The following is a 23,042-nucleotide window of genomic DNA, read 5'->3' on the forward strand; positions in this document are numbered from 1 at the left end:
GGCGCCGCCGGGGCGCCCCCCCCCCCGCCGCCGGCGGGGGGCCCATGGCCGGGGAGGAGAAGGGAGAGCCCCTCCCCCCCCCCCGGGTTTGGGCCGCAAGCTTCAAGGCCGAAACCCCAAAAAAAAAAACCCGCCGGCGAGGCCGGGGGTTTTTTGTTTGTACCCCGGATCCCGTAGGGGCGGCTTCAGCCGCGATAAACCCCGCCGGTCGGTGCCGGCCTCGCGGCTGAAGCCGCTCCTACAAGGGCGCTCTACATGTTGCGGCTGTAGAAGATTTCCAGCATCTCGGTGCGCAGGCGTTCCTTGATGTTGGCCAGGGCGGCCTCGTCGAACTCGTCGCTGCCGGCGCCGAACAGGTAGTTCTCGATGTCGAATTCCTTGAGCAACATCTTGGTGTGGAAGATGTTCTCCTGGTACACGTTCACATCGATCATCTGATAGGCGTTCTGGGTGCTCTCGGTCAGGAAGTTCTGGATCGAGTTGATGTCGTGGTCGATGTAGTGCTTGGTGCCATCCACGTCCCGGGTCATGCCGCGCACCCGGTAATCGATGGTGACGATGTCCGAGTCGAAGCTGTGGATCAGGTAGTTGAGCGCCCGCAGCGGTGAGATCACGCCGCAGGTGGACACGTCCACGTCCACCCGGAAGGTGGAGATGCCGTTATCCGGGTGCGACTCCGGATAGGTGTGCACGGTCACGTGACTCTTGTTGAGATGCGCCACCACCGAATCCGGCAGCGGGCCCGGCGCTTCCTCGTCCCAATCCTCGTCGGTGGGCGGCGATTCGTGCTCGGCGATCAGCATGGTCACGCTGGCGCCCTGGGGATCGTAGTCCTGGCGGGCGATATTCAGAATGTTGGCGCCGATAATGCGCGTCACATTGGTGAGAATCTCGGTAAGCCGCTCCGCGTTATACAGCTCATCGATGTACTCGATGTACTCCTTGCGGTGCTGCTCGGTCTTCGCATAGGCAATGTCGAAGATGTTGAAACTCAGAGATTTGGTCAGGTTGTTGAAACCATGGACCGTAATCTTGGGATTGGGATCTTTCACCACGGCATTTCCCCGTTGACCGTTGCGACCGCGTTAGCGGGACTCGATGGTGTAGCTGTGGGTGACGTCGACGCCGCCACGGCTGAGCATGATCGCCGCGGAGCAGTATTTTTCCGCGGACAGGGCAACCGCCCGTTTAACCTGCGCTTCCTTGAGATTATTTCCGGAAACCACGAAGTGCAGGTGAATTTTGGTAAAAACGGCCGGGATCTCGTCCTCGGCGCGCTCCGCGTTGAGCTCGCAGCGGCAGCTGGTCACGTCCTGGCGGGACTTACCGAGAATATGCACCACGTCGAAGCTGGAACAGCCTCCCAGGCCCATCAGCACGGTTTCCATGGGGCGCGAGCCACGGTTCTGGCCGCCATGGTCCGGCGGACCGTCCATGACGATTTTATGTCCGCTGTCCGCCTCCGCCTGGAAGCAGACATCGCCCTGCCATTCGACCACCGCCTTCATCCGCTCTCTCCTGCTCAAAGCGTCCCGGAATGGCCGCGCAGACTACCATAGAGCGGCCTTCCGCCATAGTCCGATGAATAGCCCGATCAACAGGCGCGACGCGGCCATGGGGCACGGATGGGGGATACGGCAAGATAGAGAGTGTGCACCATATCCCTTGGCAGCCACGTGAAAAAAAGGCAAACTCCTTTAGCTTGAATTGCTACGACTTTTTTCCGGCTTCCAAGCCGAAAGCCCTGAAGCAGTGCCAAAGCAGAGTACCCATGAGCGACGGAAATAAGATAATTCCCAACCTGGATCGGTTTCTCGCCAATTGTCATCGCCGTAAATACCCGGCCAAAAGCACGATAATCTACGCCGGCGATGAATCGGATGCCCTGTATTACATTCTCAAGGGCTCCGTCACCGTCATGATCGAGGACGATGATGGCCGCGAGATGATCATGGCCTACCTGAACGCAGGCGACTTTTTCGGCGAGATGGGCCTGTTCGAGGCCGAGCCTTCCCGCTCCGCCTGGGTCAAGGCGAAAACCGAGTGCGAGGTGGCCGAGGTCAGCTACGCCAAGTTCCGCCAGCTGACCCGCGAGGACGCGGACATCCTGTTCGCGGTGTCCGCCCAGATCGCCGGGCGCCTGCGCGCCACCACCCGTAAAGTGGGCGACCTGGCATTTCTGGATGTCACCGGCCGAGTGGCCGGCACCCTGCTGGATCTCTGCAAGCAACCGGACGCCATGACCCACCCGGATGGCATGCAGATCAAGGTCACCCGCCAGGAAATCGGCCGCATCGTCGGCTGCTCCCGGGAAATGGTCGGCCGGGTACTGAAGAACCTGGAAGAGCAGGGACTGGTGTCGGTGAAGGGCAAGACCATGGTGGTCTACGGCACCCGCTAAGCCCCCGCTTTTCGTAGGAGCGGCTTCGGCCGCGATCACCAAGCCGCATCGCGGCTGAAGCCGCTCCTACGAGAGCACGCCTTAGAAGAAAAGCGCCTTGAGCGCGGCGCCCGGGTCATCCGCCTTCATGAACGCCTCGCCCACCAGGAACCCATTGATGCCGTTGTCGCGCATCAGCGTCACGTCCTGGCGGGTATGAATGCCGCTTTCGGTGATCACCAGATGGTCGCCGGGAACCTCGTCGGCCAGGGCCAGGGTGGTGTCCAGGCGGGTTTCGAAGGTGCGCAGGTCCCGGTTGTTGATGCCCACCAGTTCGATATTGAGCTTCATCGCCCGCTCCAGTTCCTCACCGGAATGCACCTCCACCAGCACATCACAACCGACCCGCTGGGCGGCGTGATAGAGCTCGTCGAGCTGGGCGTCGGACAGCGCCGCCACGATCAGCAGCACGGCGTCGGCGCCCATGGCGCGGCTCTGGAAGATCTGCCAGGGATCGATCATGAAATCCTTGCGCAGCACCGGCAGCGTCACCGCGTTGCGGGCGGCGCGCAGATAGTCCTCGTGGCCCTGGAAGAATTCCTCGTCGGTCAGCACCGACAGGGCGCTGGCGCCGGCCGCCTGGTAGCGGCGGGCGATGTCCACCGGGTCGAAATCCTCACGGATCACGCCCTTGCTCGGCGACGCCTTCTTGATCTCGGCGATCACCGCCGGGCGCCGCTCGGCGACGCTGCGGTAGAGCGCGGCGGCGAAGCCCCGCGCCTTGCCCTGGTTCTGGGCCATGGCCTCGAAATCGCCCACCGTGTAATAACGTTTTCCGGCTTGGATTTCCGCCTTTTTGCGTTCGATAATCCGGTCCAGGATGGTTTCGCTCATGGGTCGCGTTACACCTCCTCTTTGAGGGCGAATGTGAATTGCGCCAGTTCGCGCATGCGCTCGGCGGCTTCACCATTGTGGACCAGATCCTCCGCCATCCGAACCCCCTCCTCCAGGGTGCGGGTGACGCCGGCCACGTAGATGGCGGCGCCGGCATTGAGGGTGATCATATCGGCGGCCTTGGCGGCGTACTCGCCCTTGCGCTTGCCGAAGGCGTCACGGATCAGCGCCAGCGAGGCCTGCGGGTCGGTCACATCCAGGCCCACCAGGGAATCGGATTCGATGCCCAGGTCTTCCGGGGTCAGGGTGTATTCCCGCACCGCTCCGTCGCGGAATTCCGCCACATGGGTCCGCGACGCCAGGCTGATCTCGTCCAGGCCGTCCAGGCCGTGCACCACCATCACATGCTCGGCGCCGAGCCGCCCCAGCACCTCGGCCATGGGCCGGCACAGCTTGTCGGAGAACACCCCCACCACCAGGCGCTGAACGCCGGCCGGGTTGGTCATCGGGCCGAGAATATTGAACAGGGTACGCATGCCCAGTTCCTTGCGCGGGCCGATGGCGTACTTCATGGCGCCATGGTGGGCCGGCGCGAACATGAACCCGACGCCGACGCCGTCGATGCAGCGGGCAATCTCCTCCGGGCTCAGATCCAGGCGGATGCCGGCGGCTTCCAGCAGGTCGGCGGAGCCGCTGCGCGAACTCACCGACCGGCCACCGTGCTTGGCCACCCGGCAGCCGGCGGCGGCGGCCACGAAGGCACTGGCGCTGGACACATTGAACAGATTGGCGCCATCGCCGCCGGTGCCGACGATGTCCACCAGATGGCGGCGGTTCTCCACCACCACCGGGGTCACCAGTTCGCGCATCACCATGGCGGCGCCGGTGATCTCGTCCAGGGATTCACTCTTCATGCGCAGCGCCACCAGGAAGCCGCCGATCTGGGCGTCGGTGGCGCCTCCGGTCATGATTTCGCGCATCACGTCCTGCATCTGGTCGGTGGTCAGGTCGATGTGTTCCACCGCCGAGGCCAGCGCTTCCCGGATGTTCATGGGCGTTCCCCCTTGAGAAAGTTGTTCAGCAGGTCGTGGCCGTGCTCGGTCAGTATCGATTCCGGATGGTACTGCACGCCTTCCAGCGGCAGGGTCTTGTGGCGCATGCCCATGATTTCGTCCATGGCGCCGTCGTCATCCAGGGTCCAGGCGGTGATCTCGAAGCAGTCCGGCAGGCTGTCCTTGTCCACCACCAGGGAATGGTAGCGGGTGGCCACATAGGGACTGGGCAAACCCCGGAACACGCCCTCACCGGTATGATGCACCGGCGAGGTCTTGCCGTGCATCACGGTGCGCGCGCGCACCACCCGGGCACCGAACGCCTGCCCCAGGGCTTGGTGCCCCAGGCAGACGCCAAGAATCGGCAGCTTGCCGGCGAAATGGCGGATGGCGTCCACCGAGATGCCCGCCTCGGTGGGGGTGCAGGGGCCCGGGGAAATCATCAGCCGGTCGGCGTTGAGCGCCTCCATGCCGGCCAGATCGATCTGGTCGTTGCGGTGCACCAGCACCTCCGCGCCCAGCTCCTGGAGGTACTGCACCAGGTTGTAGGTAAAACTGTCGTAGTTGTCGATCATCAGCACGCGCATTATTTGCCCTCCCCGTTCAGATCGAGCCCGCCCAGGGCCATGTTCACGGCGCGGAACACGGCGCGTGCCTTGTTCATGGTCTCTTTCCACTCCAGGTCCGGCACCGAGTCGGCGACGATGCCGCCGCCGGCCTGCACATAGAGCCGGCCGTCCTTGACCACCGCGGTACGGATGGCGATGGCCATGTCCATGTCGTCGTTGAAGCCGATATAGCCCACCGCGCCGCCGTAAACGCCGCGCTTGGTGGGCTCCAGTTCATCGATGATTTCCATGGCGCGGATCTTGGGTGCGCCGCTCAGGGTGCCCGCCGGGAAGGTGGCGGCCAGCACTTCAAGAGGCCCCAGCCCCTTGCGCAGGGTGCCTTCCACATTGGAAACGATGTGCATCACGTGGGAGTAGCGCTCGATTTCCATATTGCCGGTGACCCGCACCTGGCCGGGCTCCGCCACCCGGCCCACGTCGTTGCGGCCCAGGTCGATCAGCATCAGGTGCTCGGCGATCTCCTTGGGATCGGCCAGCAGCTCCTGTTCCAGTTCCTTGTCGCGCTCCGGCGTGGCGCCGCGCTTGCGGGTGCCGGCGATGGGCCGCACCGTGACCTGGTCGTCCTCCACCCGGGTGAGGATCTCCGGCGAGGAGCCGGCGATATGGAAGTCCTCCAGGTCCAGATAGAACATGTACGGCGACGGATTCAGATAACGCAGCGCCCGGTACAGGTCGATGGCCGGCGCCGGAAACTCGCAGCTCATGCGCTGGGCCGGCACCACCTGCATCACATCACCGGCCAGGATGTACTCGCGGATGGTCTCCACCGCCGCCGCGTGGCGGTCGCGGGGAAACTCGGAGACGAAATCGTTCTCGTCCACCGGGGCGCCGTACACGCAGTCCTCCGGCTCCGGCAGCGGTGCGCGCAGCTTGAGCTGCAGCTCGTCCAGGCGTGCCTCGGCACGGGCCTCGGCGCCGTCCTCCGCCGGGTCCACGTGCACCACCAGGAACAGGCTGCCGCGCAGGTTATCGAACACCACCACTTCCTCGGAGCGCATCAGCAGGATGTCCGGCACGCCGAGCACGTCCTCCCCGGGCGCCGGGCCCAGGCGCGGTTCGAAATAGCGCACGCTGTCGTAGCCGAAATAGCCCACCAGGCCGCCGTTGAAACGGGGCAGATCGGGCAAATCCGGGGTGCGGTACTGCTGGCGGTAGTCCTCGATCCAGGCGATCGGGTCCTGGCAATCCAGCTCCCGGCGCCCGCTCTCACCGTCGACAATGATATGCTGTCCGGTGATGCGCACCACCTCCCGGGCCGGCAAGCCGATCATGGAGTAGCGCCCCCAGCGCTCACCGCCCTGCACCGACTCGAACAGGTAGCTGTAGGGCCCGGCGGCCAGCTTGCGGTAGGCGGACAGCGGCGTATCCAGATCCGCCAGAACTTCGCGTACCACCGGTACGCGGGTAAAGCCCTGACGGGCGGCATCGTCGAGATTGCGTGGTGACATGGTGGTCCCCGGTTCTTATTCAGGTGTCGGATTGTAGCGAAAACAAAGGGCCGCCGTTACCGGCGGACGCGCCTCAGCGGCACGCGGGGGCGAGCTTCACCATCGCCAGCGGGCGGGGCCGCGGGAGGCGGAAAACAGCAGCGGATTGTGCGGGCGCGACAGAATCACCACGAATCCTCGGGGACCATTAAAACAATGAATGGCCGGATTCTAGCCCGCCCGCCCTGCAAAAGCCAAGGATCAACCAAGGAGGGAGACACAACCCCATGAGCGTACCTCAACCCTGGACCGCCTGGTTCGACGCCACCCGGGCCGGCGCGCCGCATTGCTTCGCCCAGCTCGCCACCGTGGGCCCGGACGGGGCCCGCTGCCGGACCCTGGCGGTGCGCGAGCGGCACGGCCCGGAACTGTGGTTCACCACCGACCAGCGCAGCGAGAAGGTGATCGAACTGCAGCGCCAGACGCCGCAAGACGCCCACCCCCACGCGGAAGCCTGCTGGTACGACCTGACCAGCCGCACCCAGTGGCGCTTTCGCGGGCCGGTCCGGTTCCTGCTGCCGGAGCAGCACCCGGAGGACTGCCAACGGCTCTGGGAAAAACTGAACGACGCCGACCGCGCCCGTTTCCACGGCCCGCCCCCGGGCAGCCTCCACCAAACCGGCCTGCCCAAACCCGGCGACGGCATCGCCGAGGACTTCTCGATCCTGGTACTGCGCGCGGAACACGTAAAAGTCCTGGAACTGGCGGACCTGCCCCACCGGCATTGGTATTACCCCGGGGAGGGCCGCGTGGCGCCTACGCGGTTGATGCCTTAGGGGCGGTTACAAGTTGAAAGTTAAAAGTTGAAACGCGGATGGGGTGCGCTGGATGGGCGAGGCCCTGCCCGCGCTTCAGCCCCAGGGGCCGCGGGAAGGCCAATCCGTTGCCCCCCTTTCAACTTTTAACTTTCAACCAGCGGCCACAAGGCCGCTATTTAACCTGCCGCTTACCCAACTTCCGGGCCAGGGTGCGCCGATGCATCCCCAACCGGCGAGCGGTTTCCGAGATGTTGAAGCCGGTTTCCGCCAGGGTCTGGTGAATGCGTTCCCATTCCAGGGTTTTGATCGAGGTGGGGCGGCCTTCCACCGCCACCTCGGTGCTGCCGTCGGCCCGTTCGAAGGCGGCTTCGATGTCGTCGGTGTTGGAAGGTTTCGCCAGGTAATGGCAGGCGCCCAGCTTGATCGCTTCCACCGCCGTGGCGATGCTGGCGTAGCCGGTGAGCACCACGATCAGCGTGTCCGGGTCGTGCTCATGGAGGGCCTGCACGCAGGTGAGCCCGGAGGCGTCGCCCTTGAGTTTCAGGTCCACCACCGCGTAGCCGGGCCGGTAGTCGGCGAGGGCTTCGGTGAGCCCCTCCATGCCTTCCACGCAGCGCACCTGGTAGCCGCGCCGCTCGAAGGAGCGGCCCAGGGTGCGCGCCAGCGCGGCGTCGTCCTCGACGATCAGCAGCCGCCGGGGGCCGTCCGGCATCTCGGTTTCGGCGTTCATCAGGGGTCTCCTTGCTGAGCGTCTTCCAGCATCAATGAATCCAAAGGCAGCGACAGGGTCACCTCGGCGCCGCCCTGGGGCCGGTTGCGCGCCTCCAGTCCGCCGCCCAGGGTACGCGCCACATTGACCACCAGAAACAGACCCAGGCCGCTGCCGGCGCGGCCCTTGGTGGAGTGATAGGGACGCCCCAGGCGCGCCAACATGGCGTCGGAGAAGCCGGGGCCGTCATCGCTCACCGTCAGCACCAGTTCATCGCCGCGCCGGCGGGCGGTCAGCGACACCCGCTGGCGGGACGCCTCCAGGGCGTTATCCAGCACATTGTGCAGGCTCTGTTTGATGGCCGAGTCGGAGGCGATATCCACATCCTCGCCGAACTCGTTGTAATAGGCGAAGTCGCGCACCGGCCGGGTGCGCCGCCATTCCTGGATAATGTCGTCCAGAAAGGCGTGCACGGTGGTCTCCGCCGAGGATTCACCCCGGGCCTCGCCGGCGGACAGCAGAATGCCGCTGACGATGGACTTGCAGCGCTGCACCTGGGTCTGCATCTCGGCGATTTCCTGGTCCAGGTCCGCATCCCCCTTGAACACCGGCATGTGCCGCCAGTCACCCAGGATCACCGCCAGGGTGGACAGCGGCGTGCCCAGTTCATGGGCGGCGCCGGAGGCCAGCAGCCCCATGCGCACGATGTGCTCTTCCTCGGCGGCGCGCTGGCGCAGGGACGCCAGCCGCTCGTCCCGCTCCCGCCGGTTGCGGGTGATGCGGTTGATAAAGATCACCAGCAGCACCGCGTTGAGCACGAAGCAGATCAGCATGCCCTGGATGTAGAGACTGAACGGGCCGCGCTCGTAGTCCGGCGGCAGGGTCAGCGGCTGGCCGGCGAATTCCAGCCACACGAAACCGGCGGCGGTGACCAGCACGATCAGCCAGGTGGACCAGGCTTCCAGCAGCACCGCCGCCAGCACCACCTGCAGCAGGTAGAGAAAGATAAACGGATTGGTGGCGCCGCCACTGAGGCACAGCTGCAGGGTAAAGGTGACCACATCCACCAGCAGCGCCAGAAACAGCTCGCCGTTGCTGACCTGCCGGCGCACCCATTTCAGCCGCAGCATGCTGAGGCCGTTGAACACCACCAGGCCGGCCAGAATCGCCAGCATGTAGTGCACCGGCAACGCCACCTTGAACAGCAGGTTGGCCACCAGAATGGTACCGATCTGGCCCAGCACCGCGATCCAGCGAAGCTGGATCAGTTGCTGCATGTTCTTGCGGCCGGTGGCGTCTAGCTCAGTGGGTACCGGTGCGGTCATGGTCTTTGTCTCCCTGGGGCGCGGCCCGGAATTCCTGACGCGCCACGAACAGCGCGCCGGCGGCCACCATCAGGGCGAGCATATACCAGGTGACGGCGTAGACCAGGTGATTGTTGTGGAACTCGATCACCGTCAGCCCCGGCACCGGGCCGGCGGCGGGCGCCGCCTGCGGGTCACCGGTGACATCCACGAAGTACGGAGCCACCGTGCCCAGCCCGCGGGCGCGGGCGATGGCGTCCAGGTCCCGGGAGTACCAGCGGTCCGCGTCCGCATCGTTGTCGCGCAGAAAGCCGCCGCCGGGCTGGCTGAGCCGCAGCAGGCCGGTCACCGACACCGGCCCGTCCGGGCGGGCGTAGTCCACGTCCCGGCCGGCCACGTAGCCCCGGTTGATGATCACCAGGCTGCCGTCATCCCGGGCCAGCGGCGTCATCACCCAATAGCCACCGCCCAGGCGGGTGGTGGCCTGCACCAGGGTGTCGCGGTCGTGGAGATAATGGCCGCTCAGACGTACCGGGCGATATTCATCCCGGTCTTCGTTGAGGGAGGGCCAGTCCGCCGGGCGGGGGGCGGACAGCGGGTCCCCGTGGACCCGCTCATCGACCCGCTGGATCAGGTCCAGCTTCCAGGCGCGCCGTTCCACCTGCCAGTGGCCCAGGGCCAGGAAGCCGACCAACGCGCCCAGCGCCAGCAGCCCCCACAGAACCCGGGCCACCTGGCGGCGGGCGCTCACCGGCGCGCGGGCCGAGCGGTTCATGGCGTTACAGGTACTCCTTCATCAACCCCGGCATCATGTTCACGTTCATGTGGTACATGACCCACAGCGAACCGGCCAGAACGATGAATACGATCACCCCGGTGAAGATCAGGGCGAGCATGTTCCAGCCCCCCTGGGAGTGGAAGTTCATGTGCAGGAAATAAATCATGTGCACGACGATCTGTACCGCCGCGAAGCCCAGGATCACCAGGGCGGTCATGCCGGAATCCTTGATCACCCCGGCCATCACCAGCCAGAACGGAATGGCGGTGAGGATCACCGACAGCACGAAGCCGGTCATATAGCCCTTGAAGGTGCTGTGCGGCGCGTCGTCGTGATGATCGTGGCCGTGGGCGTCGTGAGCGTGGTCGGTCTGGCTCATGGCAACACTCCCATCAGATAAACGAAGGTGAAGACGCCGATCCAGACCACGTCCAGGAAGTGCCAGAACATGGACAGGCAGAACAGCCGGCGGCGGTTCTCGGCGATCAGGCCGTGTTTCTTCAGCTGGAACAGCAGGGTCACCAGCCACACGATGCCGAACAGCACGTGCAGACCGTGGGTGCCGACCAGGGCGAAGAACGAGCTGAGGAAAGCGCTGCGGCCGGGGCCCGCGTCCTCGGTGATCAGGTGGTGGAACTCATACAGTTCCAGGCCCAGGAAGCCGGCGCCGAGCAGGCCGGTGATCGCCAGCCATACCATCACGCCGCCCAGGCGACCCATCTGCATGCGCAGCATGGCGAAGCCGTAGGTGATCGACGACAGCAGCAGCAAGGTGGTGTTCATCGCCACCAGCGGCAGATCGAACAGTTCCTGGCCGGTGGGGCCGTGGGCGTAGGAACGGCCAAGCACCCCGTAGGTGGCGAACAGACTGGCGAAGATCAGGCAGTCGCTCATCAGGTAGATCCAGAAGCCCAGCAGCGTGCCGGTCTCCGGATGGTGCTCGGTGGTCTCGTGGAATTGCAGGCGCTGCCCGTCTTCCGCGCTACCGGTCAGGGTGTCGTGGGTGATCTCAGACATGGTTCGCAAGCATCCGTGTACGTTCCGCCTCGATCCCGGCCACTTCGTCGGCGGGGATGTGATAGTCGCGGTCATAGTTGAAGGTATGGCCAATGGTCACCGCCAGCAGGGCGAAGAAGCTGACGCCCGCCAGCAGCCACATGTGCCAGATCAACGCAAAGCCCAGCACCACGCTGATGCCCGCCAGAATAACGCCGGCGCCGGTGTTCTTGGGCATGTGGATCGGCAGGTAACCACCGGTCGGGCGCTGGTAACCGTGCTCCTTCATCTGCCACCAGGCGTCCAGGTCATGCACCCGCGGGGTGAACGCGAAGTTGTAGTACGGCGGCGGCGAGGAGGTGGACCACTCCAGGGTGCGGCCGTGCCACGGGTCGCCGCTGTCGTCGCGCAGTTCGTCGCGGCGGCGGTAGCTCACGTACAGCTGGATCAGGAAGCTGGCGATACCGATGGCGATCAGCACCGCGCCGAAGGCGGCGATCACGAACCAGATCTGCAGGGACGGATCGTCGAACTTGTTCATGCGGCGGGTCACGCCCATCAGGCCCAGCACGTACAGCGGCATGAAGGCGAAATAGAAGCCGATGGTCCAGAACCAGAACGACATCTTGCCCCAGAACGGATCGAGCTTGTAACCAAAGGCCTTCGGGTACCAGTAGGTGATGCCGGCGAACAGGCCGAACAGCACCCCGCCGATGATCACGTTATGGAAGTGGGCCACCAGGAACAGGCTGTTATGCAGCACGAAATCCGCCGGCGGCACCGCCAGCAGCACGCCGGTCATACCACCGATCACGAAGGTGATGATAAAGCCCATGGTCCACAGCATCGGCACCTCGAACTCGATGCGCCCGCGATACATGGTGAACAGCCAGTTGAACACCTTGGCCCCGGTGGGGATCGAGATGATCATGGTGGTGATGCCGAAGAACGAGTTCACCGTCGGCCCGGAGCCCATGGTGAAGAAGTGGTGCAGCCACACCAGGTACGACAGCACCGTGATCACCACCGTGGCGTAAACCATGGAGGCATAGCCGAACAGGCGCTTGCGCGAGAAGGTGGACACCACTTCGGAGAAGATACCGAACGCCGGCAGGATCAGGATGTACACTTCCGGGTGACCCCAGATCCAGATCAGGTTGATGTACATCATCACGTTGCCACCCAGATCGGTGGTAAAAAACGCGAAGTCGGCGTAACGGTCCAGGGCCAGCATCGCCAGCACCGCGGTCAGTACCGGGAAGGCGGCGACGATCAGCACGTTGGTGCACAGGGCGGTCCAGGTGAACACCGGCATGCGCATCAGGGACATGCCCGGGGCACGCATCTTGACGATGGTGACCAGCAGGTTGACCCCCGATAGCAGTGTGCCCACCCCGGCTATCTGTAGCGCCCATATGTAATAGTCCACCCCCACCCCGGGACTCTTTATGATTCCCGATAGTGGTGGGTAGGCCAGCCAGCCGGTCTTGGCGAACTCGCCGACGAACAGGGACGCCATCACCAGCACGGCGCCGCCGGTGGTCATCCAGAAGCTGAAGTTGTTGAGGAACGGGAACGCCACGTCGCGGGCGCCGATCTGCAACGGCACCACATAGTTCATGACGCCGGTGATCAGCGGCATGGCAACGAAGAAGATCATGATCACGCCGTGGGCGGTGAAGATCTGGTCGTAGTGGTGCGGCGGCAGATAGCCCTCCGAGCCACCGAACGCCCAGGCCTGCTGGATACGCATCATGATGGCGTCGGCGAAGCCGCGCAGCAGCATCACCAGACCCAGCACCATATACATGATGCCGATCTTTTTGTGGTCGATGCTGGTGAACCACTCATGCCACAGGTAACCCCAGGCCTTTTTGTAGGTAATGAAACCCAGCACCGCGGTGCCACCGATGGCCACCATGATAAAGGTGCCGATCAGGATGGGATCGTGGAACGGGATCGACTCCCAGGAGAGGCGACCGAAGATCAGCTTTGTCAGGTCCAATTCAGACATCTCTTATCCGACGCTGGCAGCGTTTACTGATTGAGGGACCGACGGTCGCTGTCGTCGGCCATGGTCAGGTCCAGAAGTTCGCGAAGCTCGTTGTCCTCGCGGCGCGCCTTGCGATCCTGGGGATCGCCGGCGATACACATGGGCAGGCCCAGCTCCGTGAAGGCCATCATTTCGTCCATGCACACATCACCCTCGTTCAGACACCGGTTAAGGATGTCGTGATAGAGCGTGTCGTCCGCGCTGGCGTAGTAGGTGACCCGGTGGGACTGGCTGGGCAACGCAAGCTCACGGTAGATGTCGTGGGTCAGCGTTTTCGGGCTGGCCTTGACCTTGGCCACCCAGGCATCGAAGTCCGCGTCACTGAGGCCGTGGAACTTGAAGCGCATCTCCGAGAAACCGGCGCCACTGTAGTTGGCGGAGAAGCCGTCGTAGACGCCCGGCTTGTTGATCACCGCGTGCAGCTTGGTTTCCATGCCGGCCATGGAGTAGATCTGGCCGGCCAGGGCGGGAATGAAGAAGGAGTTCATGACCCGCTCGGAGGTGATCTTGAACCGGATCGGACGGTCCACCGGCGCGGCCAGCTCATTGACCGTGGCGATGCCCTGTTCCGGGTAGAAGAACAGCCATTTCCAGTCCAGGGAAACCACCTCGATGACCAGCGGCTCCACCCCTTCCGGCACCGGACGGCCGGCGTCGATGCGCTCAAGCGGCCGGTACGGGTCCAGCTTGTGGGTGCTCACCCAGGTCATGGCGCCAAGGGCGATGATGATCAGCAGGGGCGCGCCCCAGATCACCAGCTCCAGCACCGTGGAGTGGTCCCAGTCCGGCTTGTAGGTGGCGTCGTTGCCAGCCCGATAGCGGATCGCGAACACCACCGCCATGATGATCACCGGCACGATCACCAGTAACATCAGGAAGGTGGACCAGAGAATCAGGTCGCGCTGTTGGGCGGCGACATCACCGGACGGCGACATCAACACCATATCGCAGCCGCTCAGCAGAACGGCGGCGGCGACGAGAGGAACGTAACGAAAAAAATTGAATAGTCGCATTACCGGATCAAACAGAGGTGGCCCAGGGTGCGGCGCACTGTACCCGCCGATGGCGGGGACGGGAATTGGACATTTTGTCCCATGGCGAAGGCTCGCACTTCAGGGCATCCTTCGCCCACGCGATATAGTACGGCGCACCGGTTAAAGGAGTGGATTTCCTTCGCCACCGGGCCCAGCATACTCTTATTGGATTGAAACAGACCAGTACGCAGCGAGATCCGAGCATGTCCACAACTTACCAACCCAAGCCCGCCGACGTCGCGCCGTCGTCCGCCGAGCAACGCGCCAAGGTCGCCCCCGGTGAAATCGCCGTCGGCGTGGTGGTCGGGCGCACCTCCGAATACTTCGACTTCTTCGTTTACGGCATCGCCTCGGTGCTGGTGTTCCCGTCGGTGTTCTTTCCGTTCGCCAGCCAACTGGAAGGCCTGCTGTACGCCTTCACCATCTTTTCCTTCGCCTTTATCGCCCGGCCGTTCGGCACCGCCCTGTTCATGATGATCCAGCGCCGCTGGGACCGCAGCGTCAAGCTGACCGCGTCGCTGTTCATGCTCGGCACCGCCACCGCGGGCATCGCCTTCCTGCCCGGCTACGAGACCCTGGGCGGCTTCTCGATCCTGCTGCTGGCCCTGTTCCGCATAGTGCAAGGGGTTGCACTGGGCGGCTCCTGGGACGGCCTGCCCTCCCTGTTGGCGCTCAACGCCCCCCGGGAACGGCGCAGCTGGTACGCCATGCTCGGCCAGCTGGGCGCGCCGATCGGTTTCCTGGTGGCCAGCGCCCTGTTCCTGTTCCTGTTCACCAACCTGTCCAGCGCCGACTTCCAGGGCTGGGGCTGGCGCTATCCGTTCTTCGTCGCCTTCGCCATCAACGTGGTGGCGCTGTTCGCCCGCCTGCGGCTGGTGGTGACCCACGAATACACCGCCGCCCTGGAAGAGCGTGAGCTGGAGCCCCTGGGCACCCGGGAAATGCTGCGCAAGCAGGGCTACAACATCTTTATCGGCTCGTTCGCCGCCCTGGCCAGCTACGCCCTGTTCCACATGGTGACCATCTTCCCGCTGTCCTGGATCTACCTGGGCGACACCCAGGCGATCAGCAACGTGCTGGCGATCCAGATCATCGGCGCCATTATCGGCATGGGCGGCACGGTGTTCTCCGGCTGGATCGCCGACCGCATCGGCAAGCGCACCACGGTGGCCAGCCTGGCGGTGCTGATCGGCATCTTCAGCCTGTTCACGCCGATGCTGATGAACGGCTCACCGCTGCAACAGGACCTGTTCATCCTGATCGGTTTCGCCCTGCTGGGCGTCTCCTACGGCCAGGCCTCCGGCACCGTGACCGCCAACTTCGAGCGCCGCTTCCGCTACACCGGCGCCGCCCTCACCTCGGATTTCGCCTGGCTGTTCGGCGCCGCCTTCGCCCCCCTGGTGGCCCTGGGCCTGTCCGCCAAATTCGGCCTTGCCTACGTCAGCGTGTACCTGCTGTCCGGCGTGATCTGCACCCTGCTGGCCCTGCGCATCAACAAGCGCATCGAGCAGGACTAAAGGCCATCGCATCGCGGCGGTTGGGGTTGCCGTAGGAGCGGCTGGGCGGCACTCCGCTTAAGCCGCGATCGACCCCGGCGCCATGGTCATCGCGACTGAAGCGGAGTGCCGCCCAGTCGCTCCTACACGAAAAAAAGCCCGCCCTTCCGAAGAAGGGCGGGCTTTTTTTCGTGGGCACAGCGGCGATCAGGCGCTGGCGCGGGCCGGTTCGCTGCCTTCGGCGGCGGCCACCCGGCCGGCGGCGGACAGGATCGCCTGGAGGGCGGCGGCGGTGGTGTCCGCGGCCAGGGCCACGGCGCTTTGCACCTGCTCGCCCACCTGCACCCTCACACAGGCCATGGCGTTGGCCTCGGTGTTGTCGCCCAGGGAGTACTCATCGAACGCCTCGACCCGGATCTGCCAGCCATGGCGGCGGTTGAGGGCGTCCACCAGGGCGCCCATGGCGCCCTCGCCACGGCCTTCGATCTCCACCGTGGCGCCGGCCTCGTCGCCGATGCTGATGCGGGCACGCACACCGTCGTCGGCCCGGTGCAGGTCGTAGGAGCGCAGCGTCCAGGCCGCCGGCACGTTCAGGTAGTCACTGTTGAAGCGGCGATGGATGCGCTCCCCGGTGATTTCCCCGCCGTCCTGCTCGGCGTCCTGCTGCACCACCATGGCCAGCTCCTGCTGCAACCAGCGCGGCAAGCTGATGCCAAAGTCGCGCTCCAGCACGTGGGCCACGCCACCCTTGCCGGACTGGGAGTTGATGCGTACCACCTCCTCGTAGCGACGGCCCAGGTCGTGAGGGTCGATGGGCAGGTAGGCCACCCGCCACACGTCGCCGGGCTGGTAACGCGCCAGACATTTGCGGATGGCGTCCTGGTGGCTGCCGGAGAAGGCGGTGAACACCAGATCCCCCGCATAGGGGTGGCGCGGATGGGTGTCGATCTCGGTGATCTCTTCCACCAGGGCGCGGATTTCCTTCATGCGCGAGAAGTCGATCTCCGGGTCGATGCCCTGGGCATACAGGTTCATGCCGGCGGTCACCAGGTCCATATTGCCGGTGCGCTCGCCGTTGCCGAGCAGGGTGCCTTCCACCCGGTCGGCGCCGGCCATCACCGCCAGCTCCGCGGCGGCCACGCCACAGCCCCGGTCGTCATGGGTATGCACGCTGATCAGCACATGCTCGCGGTAGCGGATGCCCTCGTGCACCAGCTCCACCTGGTCGGCGAACACGTTCGGGGTGCTCACCTCCACGGTGGCCGGCAGGTTGATGATCACCCGCTGGCCCTGATCCGGGCGCCACACTTCGTTGACCGCGTCGATCACCTCGATGGCGAAATCGGTCTCGGTGGCACTGAAGGTCTCCGGGGAATACTGGAATGACCATTCGGTGTCCGGCTGTTTGGCGGCGGCGTCACGCACCCACTCGGCGGATTTGACGGCGATCGCCTTGCAGCCTTCCTTATCCACGTTGAACACCTGCTCGCGGAAGGTGGGCGAGGTGGCGTTGTAGATGTGGACCACGGCCTTGTTGGCGCCCTTGAGGGACTCGAAGGTGCGCTCGATCAACTCCTGGCGGGCCTGGCTGAGCACCTGGATATGCACGTCGTCGGGCACCAGGTTCTCTTCGATCAGGGCACGGCAGAAGTCATAGTCGATCTGGCTGGCGGACGGGAAACCGACCTCGATTTCCTTGTAGCCGAGTTCCACCAGCAACTTGAAGAAACGCTTCTTCTGGGCCACCGACATGGGCTTGATCAGCGCCTGGTTGCCGTCGCGCAGGTCCACCGCCGCCCATAGGGGGGCTTTCTCGATGCGCTTGGACGGCCATTGGCGGTCCGGTTTATCGATGGTGGCGAAGGGCGCGTACTTGCGATGATCGTAACTCATGGGGTGCTCCAGTTTATGTTGTTTGCCGGGTTGGCCTGGCGTTGAGCCGCCTCCGGGATCACCGGGGTGGCGCGGCATGGCGCCGGAAATCGGCCTCGGTTCCCGCCCGGTAAGGCGGGAACCCGACCGACCGCGATACGACTTGTGATCGTCTCGCGGCACAGGAACCAGTCTAGGGGGGGCAGCGGACAATGTGCTTGCTTTTTTCCCCTTATTTCGACACCGTGAGCAATATTCAGCCCCGATGCATCTAATCAGTAAGGTTTTGTTGCGCAATGGAGAAAAAACTCGCCAAACTCGACCGGACCGATGTGCGCATCCTTGATGCCCTGCAGCGTGACGGCGGCCTGACCAACCAGCAACTGGCCGAGCAGGTCGGCCTGTCCCCCTCGCCCTGTTCCCGCCGGGTGCAGAAGCTGGAGGAAGCCGGCGTCATCCTGCGCCGGGAAACGGTACTGGACCCGCGCAAGCTGGGCCTGGACCTGACCGCCATGATTCAAATCAGCATGGACCGCCACACCCCGGAGCGCTTCGCCAACTTCGAAGCCACGGTGGCCGAGTACCCGCAGGTGCAGCAATGCTACCTGGTCACCGGCCAGGAGGCGGACTACCTGCTCAAGGTGGTGGTGCCGGACATCGACCAGTACCAGCAGTTTCTGCTCAACAAGATCACCCGCATCGAAGGCGTCAGCGGGGTGCGGTCCAGTTTCGTGATGCGGCGGGTGATCGATACCTCGGCATTGCCGTTGACGTACATAGATTGATGTACACCGATTGATGAACACCGATTAATGTAGGAGCGGCTTTAGCCGCGATAGGGCGGCGCCAGACCCTCGCCCCGTATCGCGGCTAAAGCCGCTCCTACAAAGTCAGTCCCGACCCCTGCTACCCTGAGCCCATGAAACGCTTACTGATCGTCGCCCATGCCCCCTCCCCCAACACCCGCCGGCTTGCCGAGGCGGCACTGGAGGGGGCCCGTGATGCGGATATCGAGGCGGTGGAGGCGATCTGGAAGCCGCCGCTGGAGGCGGGGCCGGAGGATGTGATGGCCTGCGACGGCATCCTGCTGGGCACCACCGAGAACCTGGGCTACATGAGCGGCGCGCTGAAGGATTTCTTCGACCGCACCTACTACGCGGTGATCGACCATAAGCAGGGGCTGCCCTGCGCCCTCTATATCCGCGCCGGCCATGACGGCACCGGCACCCGCCGGGGGATTGAATCCATCGTCACCGGGTTGCGCTGGAACTGGGTCCAGGACCCGCTGGTGTGCCGTGGCGAGTGGCGCGATGACTTTCTCGACCCGGTGCGCGAGCTGGGCCTGTACCTGGCCGCCGGCCTGGACGCCGGGATTTTCTGAGGCCGGTTTTGCCGCCGGATTGGGTGTACCCTTGAAATTCGGGTGGCGGGCACACACCCCACTCCATGACGAGCTTCATTTCCCGAGCAGGAGGACAGCATGCACATCACCGTGAAAGGCATTTCCGAAGGCCAGCCGATTCCCGGACAGTTCGCGTTCGCGGTACCCCACGCCGAGGACCATATGGCGTTGAGCGACAACCGCAATCCCCAGGTGACCTGGGAAGACGCCCCGGAAGGCACCCGCAGTTTCGCCGTGGTGGTGGTGGACCCGGACGTGCCCTCCGACGCCAGCAATGTGAACCAGGAAGGCAAAACCCTGGACGAGGAAATGCCCCGGGTGGACTTCTACCACTGGCTGCTGGTGGACATTCCCGCCGAGGTCGGCGAGATCGCCGAGGGCGAGGACTCCGACGGCGTGACGCCGCGCGGCAAGAGCACCGGCCAGGTGAAAAAAGGCGTGCGCGGCGCCAATGACTACACCGACTTCATGGCCGGCGACCCGGACATGAAAGGCGTCTACGGCGGCTACGACGGCCCCTGCCCGCCCTGGAACGACGAACGCCTGCACCACTACACCTTCACCGTCTACGCCCTGGACGTACCCACCCTGGGCCTGGACGGCGACTTCCGCGGCCCGGATGTGATGAAGGCCATGGAAGGGCACATCCTCGACCGGGCCAGTGTCACCGGTACCTATACGCTCAAGGCCAACGTCTAAGCTCCAATACCCGTCCCTGTAGGAGCGGCTTTAGCCGCGATCAAGCCCAATCGCGGCTAAAGCCGCTCCTACAGCGTCCGCCGGGGCACGGTGGCGCCGTTCAAACCACCGTAAAAGCCCCCGGCAAATGCTGCCGCAGCGTAAGCAGATTCTCCTCCCGCACATCCATATCACCGAAACAGTTTGCCACGGTGCCGGTGTAGCGCAGGCCGTCGGCCTGGATCGCTTCGGCGGTGAGCAGGGCGTGGTTGATGCAGCCCAGTTTCATGCCGACTACCTGGATCACCGGCAGGTTCAGTTCCAGGGCCAGGCCGGACAGCATTTCCCGGTCATTGAGGGGCACCCGCCAGCCCCCGGCGCCTTCCACCAGCACCAGGTCCGCCGGGTGGCTGTTAAGGGCGCCACGTACATAGCCGGCCAGTTGCGCCAGGGTGATGCGGCGGTTTTCCTGCTGGGCGGCGATGTGCGGGGCGATGGCCGCTTCCAGGGTCACCGGGTTGACCACTTCGTAGGGCAGCGCCACCGAGGAGGCGGCCATCAGATTGACGGCGTCCTCGTTGCGCAGGCCCTGGTCGGTGCGTTCACAGCCGGCGGCCACCGGCTTCAGGCCATAGCAGCGCAGGCCCGCATCCCGGGCCCGTTCCAGCAGCCGGCAACTGACCCAGGTTTTGCCCACTTCGGTATCGGTGCCGGTGATAAAGAACACGCCCTTGAGCACGGGCAGTGGGGGACGGTCACTCATGGGGGTCTCCTTGAACCCGGGTCAGCGCAGGGCGTGCACGAACAGCACCTGCCAGGTGAGCGGCAGGCCGGCCGGTTGCCGGCGCGCTTCGTAGGCGTCACTCATGGCGCTCCAGGCGCCTTTGCCTGTCAGGCCGGTGCCGCCGCCCTGGATATGGTCCACGCCGGTGGCCTTGAAGGCGCGCACCAGGCTTTTCACATCCGGGTAGTGTTCGGTGAAGGCCAGGCGCTGGCCATGCTGAAGCGTCAGGCCGGCGCCGCCCAGGGCGCGCCGCCAGTCGTCCTCCGCCGGCAGGCGATTGACGTGGGGCCGCCGGTCCGCCGCCGCCCAGCTTTCGGTCATTTCGTGCAGGGAGCCGGCCAGCGGTACCGCCAGCAGCAGGGAGCCGCCGGGCATCAGCACCCGCGCCAGTTCCGCGCCCACCCGTTCCGGCACACACCATTGCAAGGCGAAGCTGGAAAACACCAACGCCTGGCTGGCATCGGCCAGCGGCAGGCGCTCCGCGTCCGCGCACAGCAGCCGAAAGCGTGGCCCGGCGCGGCCCCGGGCCGCCGCCTCGGCGAGCATGGCCGGCGACAGGTCCACCCCCAGCCAGCGGCTGGATGGCCAGCGCGCCTGCTGGGCCCGGGCCAGGGGCGCGGTGGCGCAGCCCAGCTCCAGGGCCCGCTCGCCCGTCAGCTCCGCCGGGGCCATATCCAGCAGGCTGCGGGCGCACGCCAGCTGCAGGCCGGCGTGGGCGTCGTAGCTGGCGGCGGCGCGGCCGAAGCGCTCGCCCACCGCCTGCTTATTCACCCAGGAAGCGGTGCTGGCGATGGAAGTCATGGACGGCCTGGCTGAAGGTTTCGGGGGCGGACAGAAACGGCACATGGGCCACCTGTTCGATCAGCGCCGTGTCGCCGCGCTCGTTGAGCAGGGGCTCCACCGCCGCCATGGCCGCCGCCGGCACGATATGGTCGCGCTCGCCGAAGATCATCCGCAGCGGCGGCACCAGGGTGGCCAGCTCGGCGCGCAGATCGGTGTCGCGCAGAATCGCCAGCCCTTCGCGCAGGGCACGGTGGGCCGGCAGCCCGCAGAAATAGAGAATCTCCTTGAGCCGGGCCACGTCCTGGCGCATGGACTCGGCGCCCTTGCAGTTAAGCGCCAGAAAACGCACCAGAGTGCCCTCGTAGTCTTCCTGGCACATCTGCTCGAAGGCATCGAGGATGTCCGGCTTCATGGCCGCCGGCCAGTCGTCCGTGGCGGTGAAGCGCGGCGTGGTGGCCACGGTGACCACCGAGTGCACCCGCCGCGGGTGATCCAGGGCCAGCCGCAGGGCCACCAGGCCACCCAGGGACCAGCCCAGCAGATGGGCCCGTTCCGGCATCACCGCCGACACCTGTTCGGCGAGAAATTCCAAGGTGTAGTCGTCGTTGGGCAGCGGACTCTGCCCCATGCCCGGCAGGTCGATGACGGTGACCCGGAAATGCTCCAGCAGCGCCGGCACGATGTCGTCGAAGACGATGGCGTGCAGGCCCCAGCCGTGCAGCAACACGATGTCGCCGGCGTCCTCGTCGGCCACCCCGGTGGCCCTGTAAGTATTGTGAAAAGGCATCAACTTGGGCACTTGGCGGCCTCCAGGGCATCCAGCAGCAGATCCACGTCCGCTTCTTCATGGGCGGCGGACAGGGTCACGCGCAACCGCGCCTGGCCCTCCGGCACCGTGGGCGGGCGGATGGCGGTGACGCGCAGGCCGCGCTCCGCCAGCACCCGGCTCAGCGCCAGGGCGTCGCCGTCGCCGCCGATCAAAATCGGCTGGATCGGTGTGTCCGACGCCATCAGCTCATAGCCCAGCGCGGCGACGCCGCGCCGGAAGCGGGTGATCAGCGCCGCCAGCTTGTCCCGGCGCCAGCTTTCCCGGCGCGCCTTCTCCAGACTTACCAGGGTGGCGGCAGCCACGGCGGCGGGCATGGCGGTGGTGTAAATGTAGGTGCGGGCGAACTGTATCAGGGTTTCGATCAGGTCCTCGGAGCCGGCCACGAAGGCACCGGCGGTGCCCAGCCCCTTGCCCAGGGTGCCCATGTACACCGGCACCCGGTCATTGACGCCCTGGGCGAACAGGGTGCCCCGGCCCTGGCCGTCCAGCACCCCCAGGCCATGGGCGTCATCCACCATCAGCCAGGCGTCCTCCGCCTCGCAGGCGTCCAGATAGTCGGCCAGGGGCGCCTGGTCACCGTCCATGCTGAATACACCGTCGGTGACCACTAACTTACGCGGCGCCGGGCTGCGCGCCAGTTGTCCGGCCAGGGCCTCCGCGTCGTTATGGGCGAAGCGCCGGGAGCGGGCACCGCTGAGCAGGCCCGCGTCGAGCAGGGAGGCGTGGTTGAGGCGATCCTGGAACACTGCGTCACCGGGCCCCACCAGGGCGGTCAGGGCGCCCAGGTTGGCCATGTAACCGGTGGAAAACAGCAGCGCCCGCGGACGGCCGGTGTGCGCGGCCAGGGCCTCTTCCAGTTCCTGGTGGGGCCGCTGGTGGCCGCACACCAGATGGGAGGCGCCACTGCCCACGCCCCAATGGTTGGCAGCGTCCTGGAAGGCGGCGATCACCTGGGCATCGTTGGCCAGGCCGAGATAGTCGTTGGAACAGAAATTCAGCAGCGCGCGACCGTCCACCCGGGTGGTACGGCCGCTGGGGGCGTCCATCACCTGGGGCTGGCGATAACGGTGCCGGGCGCGCCGTTCGTCCAGGCGCGCCTTGAGATCAAAGCCCAACGGAGCGCT

24 protein-coding genes are annotated in these 23,042 nt (G+C 65.3%); 6 read left to right on the forward strand and 18 right to left on the reverse strand.

What is annotated here, in order from left to right:
* Positions 1-251: 251 nt before the first annotated feature.
* Together speD and FGS76_RS12305 are read right to left on the reverse strand one after the other, a co-directional pair.
* On the reverse strand, positions 252-1,055 hold the full coding sequence (gene speD, locus FGS76_RS12300; protein ID WP_138772952.1) for an adenosylmethionine decarboxylase: 804 nt from the start codon (positions 1,053-1,055) through the stop codon (positions 252-254).
* Between the two features lie 30 nt (positions 1,056-1,085).
* Positions 1,086-1,508, reverse strand: coding sequence for an OsmC family protein (locus tag FGS76_RS12305; RefSeq protein ID WP_138772953.1), 423 nt, complete (start codon positions 1,506-1,508; stop codon positions 1,086-1,088).
* Positions 1,509-1,771: 263 nt separating this feature from the next.
* Here FGS76_RS12305 and crp point away from each other — a divergent pair, with 263 nt between their 5' ends.
* The gene (gene crp, locus FGS76_RS12310) at positions 1,772-2,401 is read left to right on the forward strand and encodes a cAMP-activated global transcriptional regulator CRP (protein WP_138772954.1); all 630 of its coding nucleotides are present in this window, start codon (positions 1,772-1,774) and stop codon (positions 2,399-2,401) included.
* Positions 2,402-2,482: 81 nt separating this feature from the next.
* Here crp and trpC read toward each other — a convergent pair whose 3' ends face one another.
* The 4 genes from trpC to trpE are packed head-to-tail and all read right to left on the reverse strand — an operon-like array spanning position 2,483 to position 6,403.
* Positions 2,483-3,274: an indole-3-glycerol phosphate synthase TrpC gene (trpC, locus tag FGS76_RS12315; RefSeq protein ID WP_138772955.1), complete on the reverse strand. Its 792-nt coding sequence runs from the start codon at positions 3,272-3,274 to the stop codon at positions 2,483-2,485.
* Between the two features lie 8 nt (positions 3,275-3,282).
* Positions 3,283-4,326, reverse strand: coding sequence for an anthranilate phosphoribosyltransferase (trpD, locus tag FGS76_RS12320; RefSeq protein ID WP_138772956.1), 1,044 nt, complete (start codon positions 4,324-4,326; stop codon positions 3,283-3,285).
* On the reverse strand, positions 4,323-4,913 hold the full coding sequence (locus FGS76_RS12325) for an anthranilate synthase component II (RefSeq protein ID WP_138772957.1): 591 nt from the start codon (positions 4,911-4,913) through the stop codon (positions 4,323-4,325). The genes trpD and FGS76_RS12325 overlap by 4 nt, the downstream gene beginning before the upstream one ends.
* Positions 4,913-6,403 carry an anthranilate synthase component I gene (gene trpE, locus FGS76_RS12330; protein ID WP_138772958.1) on the reverse strand — a complete coding sequence of 497 codons (1,491 nt, stop codon included), beginning with the start codon at positions 6,401-6,403 and terminating at the stop codon, positions 4,913-4,915. Before trpE ends, FGS76_RS12325 begins: the two co-directional genes overlap by 1 nt.
* A gap of 266 nt (positions 6,404-6,669) precedes the next feature.
* On the opposite strand from trpE, the gene FGS76_RS12335 reads away from it, so the two are divergent.
* Positions 6,670-7,218 (forward strand): hypothetical protein, encoded by a 549-nt coding sequence (locus FGS76_RS12335; RefSeq protein WP_138772959.1) that lies wholly within the window; start codon positions 6,670-6,672, stop codon positions 7,216-7,218.
* 154 nt (positions 7,219-7,372) lie between these two features.
* Here the strand turns inward: FGS76_RS12335 and FGS76_RS12340 are convergent, their stop codons facing one another.
* From FGS76_RS12340 to cyoA, 7 genes are read right to left on the reverse strand one after another with little or no spacing between them, the layout of a single operon-like run.
* The gene (locus tag FGS76_RS12340) at positions 7,373-7,930 is read right to left on the reverse strand and encodes a response regulator transcription factor (RefSeq protein WP_138772960.1); all 558 of its coding nucleotides are present in this window, start codon (positions 7,928-7,930) and stop codon (positions 7,373-7,375) included.
* A complete protein-coding gene (locus FGS76_RS12345; protein WP_138772961.1) occupies positions 7,930-9,234 on the reverse strand; it encodes an ATP-binding protein in 1,305 nt (434 codons plus the stop codon). Before FGS76_RS12345 ends, FGS76_RS12340 begins: the two co-directional genes overlap by 1 nt.
* Positions 9,212-9,988 (reverse strand): SURF1 family protein, encoded by a 777-nt coding sequence (locus tag FGS76_RS12350; protein ID WP_138772962.1) that lies wholly within the window; start codon positions 9,986-9,988, stop codon positions 9,212-9,214. Before FGS76_RS12350 ends, FGS76_RS12345 begins: the two co-directional genes overlap by 23 nt.
* Positions 9,989-9,992: 4 nt before the next feature.
* Complete coding sequence (cyoD, locus tag FGS76_RS12355; RefSeq protein WP_138772963.1) at positions 9,993-10,370, reverse strand: cytochrome o ubiquinol oxidase subunit IV; 378 nt, start codon at positions 10,368-10,370, stop codon at positions 9,993-9,995.
* Complete coding sequence (gene cyoC, locus FGS76_RS12360; protein WP_138772964.1) at positions 10,367-11,008, reverse strand: cytochrome o ubiquinol oxidase subunit III; 642 nt, start codon at positions 11,006-11,008, stop codon at positions 10,367-10,369. Before cyoC ends, cyoD begins: the two co-directional genes overlap by 4 nt.
* A complete protein-coding gene (gene cyoB, locus FGS76_RS12365) occupies positions 11,001-13,001 on the reverse strand; it encodes a cytochrome o ubiquinol oxidase subunit I (protein WP_138772965.1) in 2,001 nt (666 codons plus the stop codon). The genes cyoC and cyoB overlap by 8 nt, the downstream gene beginning before the upstream one ends.
* A gap of 23 nt (positions 13,002-13,024) precedes the next feature.
* Positions 13,025-14,053 (reverse strand): ubiquinol oxidase subunit II, encoded by a 1,029-nt coding sequence (gene cyoA, locus FGS76_RS12370; protein WP_138772966.1) that lies wholly within the window; start codon positions 14,051-14,053, stop codon positions 13,025-13,027.
* Between the two features lie 224 nt (positions 14,054-14,277).
* Between cyoA and FGS76_RS12375 the strand changes: the two genes are divergently transcribed.
* Complete coding sequence (locus FGS76_RS12375) at positions 14,278-15,591, forward strand: MFS transporter (protein WP_138772967.1); 1,314 nt, start codon at positions 14,278-14,280, stop codon at positions 15,589-15,591.
* 186 nt (positions 15,592-15,777) lie between these two features.
* Here the strand turns inward: FGS76_RS12375 and FGS76_RS12380 are convergent, their stop codons facing one another.
* On the reverse strand, positions 15,778-17,463 hold the full coding sequence (locus FGS76_RS12380; RefSeq protein WP_138772968.1) for a 2-isopropylmalate synthase: 1,686 nt from the start codon (positions 17,461-17,463) through the stop codon (positions 15,778-15,780).
* Positions 17,464-17,738: 275 nt separating this feature from the next.
* Here FGS76_RS12380 and FGS76_RS12385 point away from each other — a divergent pair, with 275 nt between their 5' ends.
* The 3 genes from FGS76_RS12385 to FGS76_RS12395 all read left to right on the forward strand — a co-directional run bounded on the left by FGS76_RS12385 (position 17,739) and on the right by FGS76_RS12395 (position 19,543).
* On the forward strand, positions 17,739-18,227 hold the full coding sequence (locus FGS76_RS12385; protein WP_138772969.1) for an Lrp/AsnC family transcriptional regulator: 489 nt from the start codon (positions 17,739-17,741) through the stop codon (positions 18,225-18,227).
* A 134-nt stretch (positions 18,228-18,361) separates the two neighbouring features.
* Positions 18,362-18,823, forward strand: coding sequence for a flavodoxin family protein (locus FGS76_RS12390; protein WP_138772970.1), 462 nt, complete (start codon positions 18,362-18,364; stop codon positions 18,821-18,823).
* Between the two features lie 99 nt (positions 18,824-18,922).
* Positions 18,923-19,543, forward strand: coding sequence for a YbhB/YbcL family Raf kinase inhibitor-like protein (locus FGS76_RS12395; RefSeq protein ID WP_138772971.1), 621 nt, complete (start codon positions 18,923-18,925; stop codon positions 19,541-19,543).
* Positions 19,544-19,643: 100 nt separating this feature from the next.
* Here the strand turns inward: FGS76_RS12395 and bioD are convergent, their stop codons facing one another.
* The 4 genes from bioD to bioF are packed head-to-tail and all read right to left on the reverse strand — an operon-like array spanning position 19,644 to position 23,033.
* Positions 19,644-20,285 (reverse strand): dethiobiotin synthase, encoded by a 642-nt coding sequence (gene bioD / locus FGS76_RS12400; RefSeq protein ID WP_138772972.1) that lies wholly within the window; start codon positions 20,283-20,285, stop codon positions 19,644-19,646.
* Positions 20,286-20,306: 21 nt separating this feature from the next.
* Entirely contained in the window at positions 20,307-21,107 is an 801-nt protein-coding gene (locus tag FGS76_RS12405; protein WP_138772973.1) for a methyltransferase domain-containing protein, read from the reverse strand.
* Positions 21,070-21,888, reverse strand: coding sequence for a pimeloyl-ACP methyl ester esterase BioH (gene bioH / locus FGS76_RS12410; RefSeq protein WP_138772974.1), 819 nt, complete (start codon positions 21,886-21,888; stop codon positions 21,070-21,072). The genes FGS76_RS12405 and bioH overlap by 38 nt, the downstream gene beginning before the upstream one ends.
* The gene (gene bioF, locus FGS76_RS12415; RefSeq protein ID WP_138772975.1) at positions 21,876-23,033 is read right to left on the reverse strand and encodes an 8-amino-7-oxononanoate synthase; all 1,158 of its coding nucleotides are present in this window, start codon (positions 23,031-23,033) and stop codon (positions 21,876-21,878) included. Before bioF ends, bioH begins: the two co-directional genes overlap by 13 nt.
* Positions 23,034-23,042 lie beyond the last annotated feature (9 nt).

It is taken from the genome of Alloalcanivorax gelatiniphagus, from assembly GCF_005938655.1.
GTDB lineage: Bacteria > Pseudomonadota > Gammaproteobacteria > Pseudomonadales > Alcanivoracaceae > Alloalcanivorax > Alloalcanivorax gelatiniphagus.